Source organism: Virgibacillus sp. Bac330 (assembly GCF_003667845.1).
Taxonomy (GTDB): Bacteria; Bacillota; Bacilli; order Bacillales; family Amphibacillaceae; genus Virgibacillus; species Virgibacillus chiguensis.
The window spans coordinates 1,087,927-1,101,273 of sequence record NZ_CP033048.1 but is presented as its reverse complement, the minus strand read 5'-3'; the positions used below and the strand labels follow the sequence as shown (position 1 = coordinate 1,101,273).

Sequence of the window (13,347 nt, the reverse complement as noted above, 5' to 3'; positions counted from 1 at the left end):
ATGGATGGGTCTTACACCATTTGTTACACCTACCCTCTTACAACACTGTTTTTACCTTTATGCTTTGCCTTGTACAGTGCACGATCTGCACGAATAAACAACTCACTAATAGAGTCATTGTAATTGTTTTCCCAAGTAGACACACCACAAGAGAGAGTTACTGGCGGGTCCGTATTATTTTCCACATAGTTGCAAATTTCTTCTGCCAATACTACCGCTTCGTTAATTTTCTTATCCGGTGCGTAAATCGCTAACTCTTCCCCACCCCATCTTGCTGGAATTGCGTGATGATTCGAATATTGCCGAATAATTTCCGCTACTTGTTTTAACACATGATCACCAACATGGTGTCCATATGTATCATTTACTTTTTTAAAATCATCAATATCAAAAAGAATTAATGAACCATTTCGTGTTATTTGTCGCTGTTGACTAATTTTTCCTTCTAAATAATTCCTCGAATAAAGTTTCGTTAAATCATCTGTAATCACTGCTTTTTGAAGTTCTTCTTTTAAAATAGTGTTAAAGAACGCTAAAGAACAATGCTGAATAAGTGATTGCATAAATTTAAACATCTCAAAGGAAAAGAAATAAGAAGAAGAATGCATAAGTACTACCATGCCATAAACCTTAACTCCTTGCTGTAAAGGAATCCATATTAAAGAGCGATATGGCAAACCGGGAAAAGCATTGTAATTTCCATGAAAGGTTGCTCGCATGTCTTGCTCCATTAAAAACGTAGTAAAGCTATCAGAACCATGAAAATAATCTGTGCTTGCTTGTAAAATTGTCATCTCTCCAGTTTTCGTATAAAAAATAAAGCCAATTTCCTGTGCTTCACATATTTCTATAATGGTGTCTCGTATATACTCCGCAATATCTTTCAAATCTAAGTTGGAATTAAGGTGATGCGTGACGTCATTAATTAATTTTAATTCTGAAATGAGTCGTTTGTTATGTTCCATTAGACTAGCATTTTCAATTGCCTTCCCTGCCGTTTGCGCTACATTAGTTACAAATAAAATATCTTGGTTTGAAAAATCATGCCCACCCTTCCCAAATAATTGAATGACACCATAAACGCCTTGGTTTCCTGTTAACGGCAAGAAAATGCTGGATACAGTTTCTAATTGTTTTTCAACTTGCACCTCTCCAGATATAAATGCCTTGGTACTCAAACTTGCTGACTGTTTATCCTTATATTCAATTGGTTCTATTGGATAATCAACATCTATTTCCGTGTCTTGTGATAACGATAAATGAATTTTAATGGTAGGATAAAAGTGCATGAAGGCATGCACTATTATTTCTACGATGGTTGATTTCTGTTTTTGCACAAACAAAGTAGCCGTTAAATGGTAAAGGAATTGATATTGTGTTCTTTCATTCATTTGTCCTTGCATCACATCCAACATATTTATAACTTCGGAACGTATAAGAGAACGAATGGAAGCTTGCATAGGCTTCCTTGTTGTAATTAATAACAAATAATCCTCCTTTACCTGTATCGAGTATCCCTTTTCATTTGTTCCTTCGTAAAGCTTTTGTTTCTCTATTGTCATCTTTTCAGGAGTAGCATACGTACTGTTTTTTAGCTCGTGTAAAAGAATGCGTTTGTAGTAGGTACCATGCCATTGATAAACAGCCACAACGTCAACATCATTTAAAGCATATATTTGATTTACAATAAATGACAAGTGGTCCATACGCTTGCAATCCCATATACTACAGAGTAATTTATCATATGCTTGTTGTAGATGATCCCTTACATGTTGTAAATCCATTATTCTCACCATCTTAATAAAATATTTTATAATCCTAAAGAATGCCAAGATATTCAGATCATATACTTGAAATAACCCTTGACTATATATCTTTTTTTATTTCTATTATAAACCAAATAGGACTTTATTCCTATAACAAAACATAATATTTAATTCACCTCAAATAGTTGACTTATAAACAAAAAAACTATATACTATTCGTTGTGTAAAATAATAAAGTAGCCTTAGTGATCTGGCACCTGTTGTCATGTTGTTCCTCCAAATAAAGAGGTGTATCGCGTAACTCTTAGCTGCTGGAGCGATGGTACATGAAAACATCATGAGCAAGTGAATAGAACACGCTCTTTTATTTTATACAAATAAAAGAAAAAGGAGGAAATGTCTTATGGCTCGCTATACTGGACCAGTATGGAAAAAATCACGTCGTCTTGGCATTTCATTAACAGGAACTGGTAAGGAGTTAGATAAACGTCCTTACGCACCAGGTCAACATGGACCGAATCAACGTAAAAAAATGTCTGAATATGGTTTACAGCAACAAGAAAAGCAAAAGCTTCGTTTTATGTATGGTTTAAATGAACGTCAATTCCGTACTTTGTTTAACAAAGCAGGAAAAATGAAAGGTGTTCACGGTGAGAATTTCATGCTATTACTTGATTCTCGTCTTGATAACTTAGTTTACCGCTTAGGTTTTGCTCGTACACGCAGACAAGCTCGCCAGCTTGTTAACCATGGTCATATTACAGTTGATGGTTCTCGCGTAGATATTCCATCTTACATGGTCAAACCTGGCCAAGTTATCGGTTTACGTGAAAAATCTAAAAACCTAGATATCGTAAAAGAAGCAATGGAAGTAAACAACTTTGTTCCTGATTACTTGTCACTTGATGAAGAAAAATTAGAAGGAACATTCACGCGCTACGCAGAGCGTGAAGAGTTACCAGCAGAAATTAACGAATCCTTAATTGTCGAATTCTACTCTCGTTAATTTCAGAGTATATTTTTTAACAGTTTCCAAAGCCCTAGAAAGCTTGTTTTATCAAGCATTCTAGGGCTTTTCTGTTTTTTATGGCTTCGTAAAATAATGTATACTCCCTCATTCATTTGGGGGAGGATTTTAAGAAAGTGTGGACAGGCGTTTCTTTATTTTAAAATAAGTAAAAAGAAAAGGTTTTTATGCCTTCTCTTTGTTTATCAATACTATGAAAATATATCCGTACTTATCTCCATCTCCAGTAAATATCCCCATCTGGATAAACCGCCGGTATAACTATTCCTTTTTTTTCTTTTTGGTTATCTATTATATACCAATTATTATCATCTAACCATTCTTTATTAAAATTTGCTTCTACTAACTCATTTTCTTCATTAACAATTGCGGCAAAAAAAGCCTTGAATTTTTCAATATTCTTATTGGGTATTATATTTCCATTTACCCACATACCCTCAACATTTACGTTTTTAATTTCCCCTAAGCATTCGTTTGAAAAATATAGTTTCAAAAATTTTCACTCCTTTGACGAAACCTTAATAAACTGACCCGGAATTTCACCTTTAATTAAATATTCTTTATCCCTTTTCGTCCAGTTTACAGCTCTTCTCTTCCAAAAATCAGACGTATAATTATCTCTTTCTATTAATTTTTCAATTTGTTTTGGTGATAGTATAACTACATCTTTTACATTTCCTGATCTTATATTTTTTCTTAGGGCAGAAATATCTAATTCAACAGTGCTTCCACCATAATTGCCAACTACATTTTTGTTATTGGTAAAGCTAGTATAAGGGCTATTAGACTTAGCGCCTCTTCTATATCCTCCGAGTATATGCTCTGTAACAGTAACTTGCCTTTCTTTATATAGACCATCCTTATTAGCTGGAACCAAATTTCCGGTATTTGAGATGTGAGGCTTTTTAATCCCGTTTTGTCTTTTTGGAGAGTAAAGTAAACTATCCCCTCTATATAAATTATTGTTTTTGTTTACAAAAGCATTATCTAGATCCTTAACCTTCTTCGCTGTCTGCTTACCCTTGTCCGCAAATTTAATAACTCCGCCAGCTTTAACTAGCTTTAAGACTTTGCCCGCTGGAATAATAGAAGCGCCAGTCCATAATCTTTCACCTGTAGAGGCCTCTGAGTCCAGAACGGTTTTTATATCATCTACAATAACAAAGTCTAACGCTTTCTTGGAAAGTTTTAAGCCCGTTTTTCCAGTCTTATATCCTGCTAAACCTACGTGTAAACCTGCTTTGGCTATTCCTTGTGTTGTCTTTTCAATCCAATTCTTTTCCGGCTCTTTTGGCTTGTGTCTGTCAGCAGGAATAGCATCCACTAATTTATACTCAACGTTTCCGGATTCTGATTGATATTTCCTTACAAATCTACCATCTGTCAACGTATAGTAAGTTCCCTGGTGTACTTTTTTATAGTCGGAGATCTTTACTGAGGAAACTACTTGATGTTCAATGGTAGTAAATTCCCTTGTAGTTAAACTATCTCCTGATGCTGCCACAGCTGCCTGCATTGCTCGGTAGCTATAATCCATTGTTTGTAGCCCGAATTTTTTCTGTAGATAATGCACGAACAAGTTTGCTGGTGGCAAATGCTGAGATAATAGATACTTGCCAACCTCACCAAGCACCGTCTCTAGACCAACGGCATTTCGAACAGCCTTACTCCTAATGCCGCCTATTAGCTCTTTATGAAACTTTTGATCTGCTAATTGCCGTGCTTGGTAATTGCCAATATGTATTTGGCCATTATTTCCTAACTCGCGGATTTGGCTAATGTAGTTTTTCATCATGTGAATATCTTGTTCAATCGGTTCCAGCTTAGCTGTATTATGACGATCCAATTCATACAACTTTTCTAGGGTCTTATGGGTCTTTTTCTTTCCATGTTGTACATTATCCAAGAACTCGCTATCATCTATCTTAGGTAAGTCCACAATATCACTTACCGATTGGATAATAGCATTCGCTTCATCTGTTAAATCCATCGTAACTTGTTCCATCCGTTCTAATCCCCGTCGTACATCTTGAGAAAGAAAATCTTCTCGAATAACCCCGTCTTTATCTGGTTCCATGTACTGAATCGACTTCTTCATTTCCTGTAAAGTATCGGTGTATTTCGTAATAAATCCCTCTAGAAACAACAGAAACGGCATGTGCACCTCTTGATAAAAGGCACGAATGGAATTAGCCAGTTTTCCTTTAAATTCATCCTCCAAAGCTATCATAGCTTCTATACTCTTCTGGATGTTTTTCACTTGTATATGTACTTGTTCTAGGCGTGATATCGTTTTGTCAATATAGCTATGGAGGTCGCTCACATAAAGCGCCTTAATGAACATCCCCTCCCATCCCCATTGGTAATAATTTCAATGTAACCCCTTTATTCGCATTATACTAAAAGTATGAAATATATGGAATTGTTTATTAAATATTTTATTGCAAAAATTAGGGGCTGTTGCACAATCAGATAACTGATTGTGTAACAGCTTTTTTGTGTATACACAAAAAAACAGACCACAAAGGGTCTGCTCTCATGTATTATTGATTTATGACAAATAAAAGAATGATACAAGCCCAGTATACGCAAACTGCAGCAAATTATCAATTATATTTACCGATGGATGTAGAAGAAATGATTCCTATGGATGATTCGGTCCGGCTCCACTGCCTCTTATGTGAAAGGATGGATTATAGAGAACTACTGCAGGCATACGCTTCCAAAGGGAGAAAACCAGCAGTCGATCCAGTCATTCTATTTAAGGTCATTACCTACGCATCCTCGCAAAAAATCTACTCTTCCCGAGGGATAGAAAAAGCATGTCGTCGGGATATCAATTTCCGTTGGCTTCTTCAAGGGTATGCAGCTCCTGATCATTCTACTATCAGTCGTTTTAAGCAAAAATATCTGACCGATACGGTGATGGAACAGCTCTTCTTTCAACAAGTCGCGTGGCTTTATCAACAAGAAGCAATTACCGGTGAAACCATCTATATCGATGGCACCAAAATCGAAGCGTATGCCAACCGGTATTCTTTCGTATGGAAAAAGGCAATCACCAAACATGAAGCCAAGATGTATACCAAATGGCAAGCCCTGTTGGAACAGATTAATACAACATACTGTCAGATTTTCACCAGTCCTTACGAGACTTTTTTAGAAGATTTGAAAAAAGTGCTTGTTTTCCTGGAGAAAGTAAACGCGAAAGAAAACATTACGTTCGTTTATGGAAAAGGGAAAAGAAAAACGGTCCTTCAACGTTATCATGAACAAGTAAAGGAAATGCTTCAACGTAAAGAACACTACGATACTTCCAATCAGATTATGGGAGAGAAACGAAACAGTTATTCTAAAACAGACCATAATGCCACGTTTATGCGAATGAAAGATGATCATATGAGGAATGGTCAACTCAAACCAGCTTATAATGTCCAAGCTGCCGTGGATGCGGAATTTAAGAACGGAAACTCCTCGAACTTTGTACGATGTTTGACTGTCGTAGCTTTCCTTGTCCTGTAGGGAAAGCACAGTGGAAAGACCTCACAAAAAATATTCGAGAATAATGCGCCGCGCCATCCTAAGGATAGCGCAGCGCTCTAAACACATTGAGGTTATAACTATGTCGACAAGAACTTGGCACATACCATTACTGGTTCTCAATAGCTTACTATGAAAAAATGTGATATCTTATTAGCATGTTTCCTTTATTTGCATACATATAATTTTCTCAAAGGTAAATTTCACGACTCATTTATCAACTAACAGATATTGAGTTAATCGATGTATAGGAGGTATAAAAATGAAGCGTACAGTTGAAATGATTTTCACTAGTATTGGATTAGTGATTTTCTTGTTAATGACAGTTAGTGTTGGGGTCGTTGCGTTTACGGATAATGATACGATGAAATCAATGGTTGAAGAGTTTATGCAACTCCAAGAAGAAACTTCGCAACCTGGAGTTGAAGAATTAAATGAACAAGAGTTTAAAACCGTGCTTGAAACAGGAACAAACTATCTATTCTTTGTGTTTTTAGTTCAAGTAGCGTTGGGTGCCCTTGCATTTTTCTTCTTAATAGGAGACAAAAAACCGAAAGCTGCAGGAATATTACTCATTGTTACCGCTATTGTAGGTACCGTTGCCAGCCTTTTCTTTGGTATTTTCGGAGGCGCCGCTTACCTAATCGCAGGTATTATTGCCCTCGTTCGTAGACCTAAAAAAATGATCGAATAAATGTTATATGGTCGGTACCCACTTGAAATGGGTACTGGCTATTATTTTTGCAAAAACCCCTATGTCTACAACTTTACATCACTTGTTTAACATATAATTAAAATACTACTCGCTCGCTTTTCAAATTCCCTTAAATTTGTCCTCAACTCGATATCTGCTTGTAGAACATAACGCGTAACCTACGTCTTTAATCCTCTTTTTCATTTAAAAGTCCCCCAAGCATACCTGCCCCTAAAAAAGGGCAATTCATTTACGACCTACTTAACAAAATCTTTTCAACGTAGATATTATATAATGCCTTCTGTACAATCGACATTGCAATACAGTGTTACTTCATTTTTCTGCAAGATGTTTATCTTTCTGCCCTCTGTCGTCAATTTGGCATTTGTATATGTATCTTAATTACAAAGCCATTGAATATGCAATAGCAGGAAAAATTTTGTTATTGCCTTTGATAGGATTGTGCTATAATAAGAAAGGATTTAGGAGGGTAGTACATGAATTTTAAAGAAAAATGTCAAGCTTTATTCGATAAATGGAAATCTAAATTAAGCCAAACAAGTACATCTTCCCGACCATTACTTCAAGAATGGAAGGAATTATGGAGAACAGGCAAAATCCAGCGAACCTCACGCATTTCCTATCATGTTGTTTGGAATGTTATTCTATTTTTTCTTATCATAGGTTTAATTGGTGTGTTTTTTGCTGGTGGCGTAGGTGCTGGGTATTTCGCTTCGCTGGTCAAGGACGAACCTGTCCTACCTTATCAGGTGATGAAGCAAGACATATACAATTACGATGAAACGTCTAAATTGTATTTTGCGAATGAAACTTACTTGGGTGAATTGCAATCGGATCTTTACAGGGAAGAAACAACTCTGAAAAACATATCCCCGCATTTAATTGATGCGGTTATCGCAACAGAAGATGAGTATTTTCAAGAGCATAAAGGTATTGTCCCAAAGGCGATTGTTCGGGCTATTTTTCAAGAAGTAACCAACGCCGAGACAAAAACAGGTGGAAGCACACTAACACAACAGCTTATTAAAAACCAAATTTTAACCAATGAAGTTTCTTTTGAGCGGAAAGCAAAAGAGATGTTACTCGCTTTACGTCTAGAACGGTTCTTTGAGAAAGAAGAAATATTAGAAGCGTATCTCAACGTCGTGCCGTACGGGAGAAACGCGTCAGGCGATAATATTGCAGGAATAGAAACCGCTGCTCAAGGAGTTTTTGGTGTTTCAGCAAAAGAATTAAACCTTGCTCAATCAGCTTATTTAGCTGGGTTACCGCAAAGCCCGTCCATGTATACACCGTTTCAAAATGATGGTACTCTAAAAGACAAAGACATGCTACAATATGGCATTGACCGCATGAAATCTGTCCTAAAAAGGATGTATGAATCTGAGTATATTACGGAGAAAGAATATAAAGAAGCCTCAGCTTATGATGTTGCGAAAGATTTTACAGAAGGTTCGCCTTCTTCAATTGATAAATATCCCTATTTAACTTTTACCATAGAAGATAGAGCGGAAAAAATCTTAGCAAAGCAGTTGGCCAAAAAAGATGGGCATAGCGAGAAAGACTTGGAAACGGACAAAGATTTGCAAGCTGATTATTTAGAGCGTGCTAAACGCGATTTACGGGTTAATGGTTATGAAATCCATACTACAATTGACAAAAAAATGTATGATGCTATGCAAAAAACTGCCAAAGAATTTGCTTACTATGGACCAGACCGTACTTACACGAAAAAAAATCCAAATACTGGTGAAGTAGAAAAAATTACAGAAAAAGTGCAAACAGCTAGTGTTTTAATTGAAAATAGTTCTGGAAAGATTCTCAGCTTCGTTGGTGGTCGTGGCTATGAAGACGATAATTGGAACCATGCATTTCAAGGCAAAAGATCTAATGGAAGTACAATGAAACCCTTATTAGCATACGCTCCCGCTATGGAAGAAGGGGTTATTCAACCAGGTAGCGTTATTGCTGACTACCCAAAACAGATACCAGGTTGGGAGTTTGGTAAGCCAGGAAACTACAGTGGAGGACATTACGGACTTATTTCAGCCAGAGAAGCCTTAGCAAAATCGCATAACTTTCCTGTAGCTGAAATTTACTCAAAAATAATTAACAACGACCCTGCTTCCAAATATTTGGAAAAAATGGGTTTCACATCACTAACCAAAGGAGATCATGTGCATCCTTCCTTATCCATCGGAGGTATGGAGCATGGTGTATCTGTGGAGGAAAATGTGAACGCCTTTACAACGTTTGGTAATAACGGAAAATTTGTTGATGCCTATATGATTGAGAAAATAACGACAAAAAGTGGAGATGTAGTTTATGAGCATAAAGCAGATGCTGTTGATGTTTTCTCTCCACAAACAACTTATTTAACTGTAGATATGATGCGAGATGTACTCACAAATGGTACCGGAGTATACGCTAATTCACAATTGAAACATCGCGGTGTTGACTGGGCAGGTAAAACTGGGACATCTCAAGAGTATAAGGATTCTTGGTTCGTAGCAACAAACCCTAATGTTACATTTGGAACATGGATTGGATATAAAACCGCGTATTCCTTAAATGATGCAGGAATGGGCCTAAGCTATGGACAGCGAAATATTAAGTTATGGGCGGAATTAATTAACAGCGCAACAGATGTAGACCCAAAGTTGTTGGCACCATCTAAAAACTTTCAACGACCTAATGGGATTGTTTCAAGAAGTTATTGTGCTATATCAGGTTTACTACCTTCAGAGCTTTGTGAACAAGCTGGTTTAGTGAAAAGCGATATTTATAACAGTAAATACGTTCCAACTAAAGTAGATGATAGCCTCGTATCTGGTGGAAGTATGGTTGTAGTCAATGGAAAAACAATTGCGGCAGGTCCAAATACGCCTAGTGAATTTACCATTGGAGATGGTTTAGCATTTAACTCGGCATTTTTAAAACGAAAAGGCTACGATAAATTAAGTGACCTCAGTATCTTGTTCCCACGAACAGAGCGGGAAAAATGGGAGAAGATTAGTGGTGTTGGAAGCAGTTCTGGAGGTGCGATTAAAAATGATGGCAAAGCACCAAATACGCCGAGTTCATTAAGAAAAAGCGGCGGAAAACTTACTTGGGGCAAGTCATCAAGCAAAGACGTGGTCGGGTACCGCATTTACCAAGCTACTGGGCCAGGTAACAGCTTCTCCCAAATTGGTCATACAACTTCTACTTCTTACAATATTAACAGCGGGAACGCGCGCTATTATGTGAAGGCAGTCGACTATTTCGGGAAGGAATCTACACCTTCTGCAGAGTTAATCGTTGGCGATACAAAAAAAGAAGAACCAGAAAAACCAGATAAAGGAAACAATAAAGAAAGCCATAAAGAAGCTGAAAAACCATCCAATGCTGTCCAAGAAGAACAGCAAGCTGAAACAACAACGGATGAGACAGATAAGCAACCCGAAAATACAGAAGATGATGATAAAGACAGTACAGAAGAAAATCAAGACGCAGAAGGAGACGATACACCAGAAGCAACAACCGAAGAATAACTTTTCTTGCAGCTGAAAAGATATGATTCTCTATAAAAACCAAAAATCTCGTACCTACGGGATTTTTGGTTTTCTATGTATTATAAGGAAAGGCCAGCATTAATCTAACAGACGTGCCTCTCTCCTCTTCTCAATACATTTATTATAGATTTCACTAAAAATTCTGATCGTACTGTTGTATAATGGTATGTAAGCGGATTATATAATTAGGTGGTGGGCCAATGAAACATGAAAAAAAGCACTATAAGCTAACAAGAGAAACACAAACAGAAACAATCACCATTGAAGGACCATTAGAGAAAGAAGAATTACAGCAATATAAATTCCATGAAGATTTAATTGCATTTCGACCGCCTTCAAAACAATTTGAAGCTATTTTGAATATCTCTACTTTTCCTGAAGGGCGCATTATCGTAGCAAGGACAAATGACACAATTATTGGATATGTTACTTATTTACATCCAGACCCTTTAGAACGTTGGTCAGAATTTAAGATGGATGAATTAATTGAGCTAGGCGCTATTGAAGTTATTCCTGCTTTTCGTGGTGCAAGAATTGCATCTGGGTTACTTGAAGTATCTATGATGGATGCATTCATGGAAAACTATATTATTATTTCGACAGAATACTATTGGCATTGGGACTTAAATGGTACAAAGCTTAGTATCTGGGATTATCGAAAAGTAATGGAGAAAATGATGGCTGCTGGTGGTTTAGTCCCTGCTTCAACAGATGACCCAGAAATCATCTCCCACCCAGCCAATTGTTTGATGGTTCGAATTGGTAAAAATGTTTCCGAGGACTCCATCAAGCGTTTCAATACGTTACGTTTTCTACAAAGGCATAAATACCGAAATATGCAGGGGGGATTATAATGCTAGTCGAAGAAATTATGAAAACAGAGGTTATCACACTGACTCCTACAGCGACTATACAAGAAGCACTGGATCTATTAAATCAACATAAGATACGTCACATTCCAATTATTGGAAATGATAATCACGTCATAGGCATCGTTTCTGACCGAGATGTTCGGGATGCCAGTCCTTCCATTTTTGAATCCGCTACAGATAAACATAATTTACAACACGAAATACAATCCATTATGAGTCAACCAGTAATTACGATCCATCCATTAGATTTCGTGGAGGAAATAGCAAAAATATTTTACGATAAAGAAATAGCATGCTTGCCAGTTGTTAGAGAAGGAAATAGGCTAGTTGGCATTGTTACAGAAAAAGACATGCTATACACGATGATTCAATTAACTGGCACTCATGTACAAAGCTCTCATATTGAAATAAAAGTACCTCATCGGCCTGGTATCTTACCTGAAGTGACGGCTATCCTAGGTAAACGCAAAACAAATATTGTCTCTGTACTCGTTTATCCTTCTAAAGATGATCCAAATTATAAAATTTTGGTCTTTCGTATACAAACTATGAATCCACTCCCTGTTATTGAAGATCTTCGTGAAGCTGGTTACGAACTACTTGCTCCAAACCATATCGCGGGGCCAAACCGATGACGTGTACGGCTAAATTTGTGTTCTCTGATAACTTATTGCAATACCACTTTCACGAAGACCACCCTTTCAACCAAAAACGAGTACTGTTGGCAACGGAATTGCTAAAAGCAGCAGGCACTTTACCGGAAGACCGAATCATCTCACCCAGAATGGCAACGGAAGAAGAATTAAAATTATTTCACGATCATGCATACGTTGAAGCAGTTAAACAAGCAAGTCAACGTATGCTTCCAGAACCAAGAGCTACCGAATATGGTCTTGGAACAGAAGATACACCTATATTTCCAGGAATGCATGAAGCCTCTTCCTATCTTGTAGGAGGTTCCCTAACAGCTGTTGATGAAGTGCTATTAGGTAGAGCGACTCACGCATTGAATCTTGGTGGTGGTCTGCACCATGGATTTAAGCGAAAAGCATCGGGATTTTGCATTTATAATGACGGTGCAATTGCGATTCGTTATATAAGGGAAGTTTATAATTTACGTGTGCTTTATGTCGATACGGATGCGCATCATGGTGACGGTGTGCAATGGGCATTTTATGATGACCCCAATGTGTGCACCTTTTCCATTCATGAAACAGGTAGATATTTATTTCCCGGTACAGGGAATGTTAATGAGCGTGGTATAAAGGAGGGGCATGGGTATAGCTTCAATCTGCCTATTGATGCATTCACAGAAGATGAATCGTTTTTGAATGCGTATACAACAGCGTTAACTCAAATTACAGCCTTTTTTAAACCAGATATAATTATAACGCAAAACGGCGCAGATGCGCACTGTTACGATCCATTAACCCATTTATGTAGTACAATGGCTATTTACGAGCGAATACCTTTATTAGCCCATCAATTAGCACATGAGTATTGTAACGGTAGATGGGTAGCATTAGGCGGAGGGGGTTATGATATGTGGCGAGTTGTTCCCCGTGCTTGGGCACAAGTTTGGAATGTCATGCACAATATGAAGCCTGCGAAAGGGGAACTGCCGACATCCTGGTTAGATAAATGGCAAAAAGAGAGCCCTGTTACACTTCCAACTCATTGGGAAGATGACCCTTCTATTGTTCCTGTCATTCCTAGAAAAGAAGAAATTTCTGAGAAAAACAAGCTTGCTTTACAACAGTTATTGAAATATACTGCTAAACCTTCAGACCAGCTGAAGCTATAAGGACACTCTCATCTAACTTACATACTCTAAAAACGAATATAATATACATCCTAGCTAAGAATACCCATT

At 37.3% G+C, this 13,347-nt stretch carries 10 protein-coding genes; 7 read left to right on the top strand and 3 right to left on the bottom strand.

The annotated features are described in order from the left end of the window. Positions 1-29: 29 nt before the first annotated feature. Positions 30-1,784 (bottom strand): sensor domain-containing diguanylate cyclase, encoded by a 1,755-nt coding sequence (locus D9780_RS04895; protein WP_162985787.1) that lies wholly within the window; start codon positions 1,782-1,784, stop codon positions 30-32. 385 nt (positions 1,785-2,169) lie between these two features. On the opposite strand from D9780_RS04895, the gene rpsD reads away from it, so the two are divergent. After that, entirely contained in the window at positions 2,170-2,772 is a 603-nt protein-coding gene (gene rpsD / locus D9780_RS04890; protein ID WP_121639461.1) for a 30S ribosomal protein S4, read from the top strand. Positions 2,773-3,004: 232 nt separating this feature from the next. Here the strand turns inward: rpsD and D9780_RS04885 are convergent, their stop codons facing one another. Both D9780_RS04885 and D9780_RS04880 read right to left on the bottom strand, forming a co-directional pair. Then, positions 3,005-3,286, bottom strand: a complete 282-nt coding sequence (locus tag D9780_RS04885; RefSeq protein WP_121639460.1) for a hypothetical protein — start codon at positions 3,284-3,286, stop codon at positions 3,005-3,007. Positions 3,287-3,292: 6 nt separating this feature from the next. Beyond that, on the bottom strand, positions 3,293-5,137 hold the full coding sequence (locus D9780_RS04880) for a ribonuclease YeeF family protein (protein WP_121639459.1): 1,845 nt from the start codon (positions 5,135-5,137) through the stop codon (positions 3,293-3,295). A 209-nt stretch (positions 5,138-5,346) separates the two neighbouring features. On the opposite strand from D9780_RS04880, the gene D9780_RS04875 reads away from it, so the two are divergent. The 6 genes from D9780_RS04875 to D9780_RS04850 all read left to right on the top strand — a co-directional run bounded on the left by D9780_RS04875 (position 5,347) and on the right by D9780_RS04850 (position 13,278). After that, on the top strand, positions 5,347-6,315 hold the full coding sequence (locus D9780_RS04875) for a transposase (RefSeq protein WP_121639458.1): 969 nt from the start codon (positions 5,347-5,349) through the stop codon (positions 6,313-6,315). A gap of 280 nt (positions 6,316-6,595) precedes the next feature. Continuing rightward, positions 6,596-7,027, top strand: coding sequence for a DUF4064 domain-containing protein (locus D9780_RS04870; RefSeq protein WP_073010008.1), 432 nt, complete (start codon positions 6,596-6,598; stop codon positions 7,025-7,027). Between the two features lie 497 nt (positions 7,028-7,524). Then, positions 7,525-10,581, top strand: coding sequence for a transglycosylase domain-containing protein (locus D9780_RS04865; RefSeq protein ID WP_121639457.1), 3,057 nt, complete (start codon positions 7,525-7,527; stop codon positions 10,579-10,581). Between the two features lie 221 nt (positions 10,582-10,802). After that, on the top strand, positions 10,803-11,456 hold the full coding sequence (locus D9780_RS04860; protein ID WP_073010001.1) for a GNAT family N-acetyltransferase: 654 nt from the start codon (positions 10,803-10,805) through the stop codon (positions 11,454-11,456). Beyond that, positions 11,456-12,109, top strand: coding sequence for an acetoin utilization AcuB family protein (locus D9780_RS04855; protein WP_073009998.1), 654 nt, complete (start codon positions 11,456-11,458; stop codon positions 12,107-12,109). Before D9780_RS04860 ends, D9780_RS04855 begins: the two co-directional genes overlap by 1 nt. Then, on the top strand, positions 12,106-13,278 hold the full coding sequence (locus D9780_RS04850; protein WP_121639456.1) for an acetoin utilization protein AcuC: 1,173 nt from the start codon (positions 12,106-12,108) through the stop codon (positions 13,276-13,278). Before D9780_RS04855 ends, D9780_RS04850 begins: the two co-directional genes overlap by 4 nt. The last annotated feature ends 69 nt before the right edge of the window (positions 13,279-13,347 follow it).

What these genes read in the sequence shown, in the direction of transcription:
- D9780_RS04895 (WP_162985787.1), bottom strand. Translation starts at nt 1,784, where the DNA reads ATGGATTTACAACATGTAAGGGATCATCTACAACAAGCATATGATAAA.
- D9780_RS04855 (WP_073009998.1), top strand. Translation starts at nt 11,456, where the DNA reads ATGCTAGTCGAAGAAATTATGAAAACAGAGGTTATCACACTGACTCCT.
- rpsD (WP_121639461.1), top strand. Translation starts at nt 2,170, where the DNA reads ATGGCTCGCTATACTGGACCAGTATGGAAAAAATCACGTCGTCTTGGC.
- D9780_RS04850 (WP_121639456.1), top strand. Translation starts at nt 12,106, where the DNA reads ATGACGTGTACGGCTAAATTTGTGTTCTCTGATAACTTATTGCAATAC.
- D9780_RS04880 (WP_121639459.1), bottom strand. Translation starts at nt 5,137, where the DNA reads ATGTTCATTAAGGCGCTTTATGTGAGCGACCTCCATAGCTATATTGAC.
- D9780_RS04865 (WP_121639457.1), top strand. Translation starts at nt 7,525, where the DNA reads ATGAATTTTAAAGAAAAATGTCAAGCTTTATTCGATAAATGGAAATCT.
- D9780_RS04860 (WP_073010001.1), top strand. Translation starts at nt 10,803, where the DNA reads ATGAAACATGAAAAAAAGCACTATAAGCTAACAAGAGAAACACAAACA.
- D9780_RS04875 (WP_121639458.1), top strand. Translation starts at nt 5,347, where the DNA reads ATGACAAATAAAAGAATGATACAAGCCCAGTATACGCAAACTGCAGCA.
- D9780_RS04870 (WP_073010008.1), top strand. Translation starts at nt 6,596, where the DNA reads ATGAAGCGTACAGTTGAAATGATTTTCACTAGTATTGGATTAGTGATT.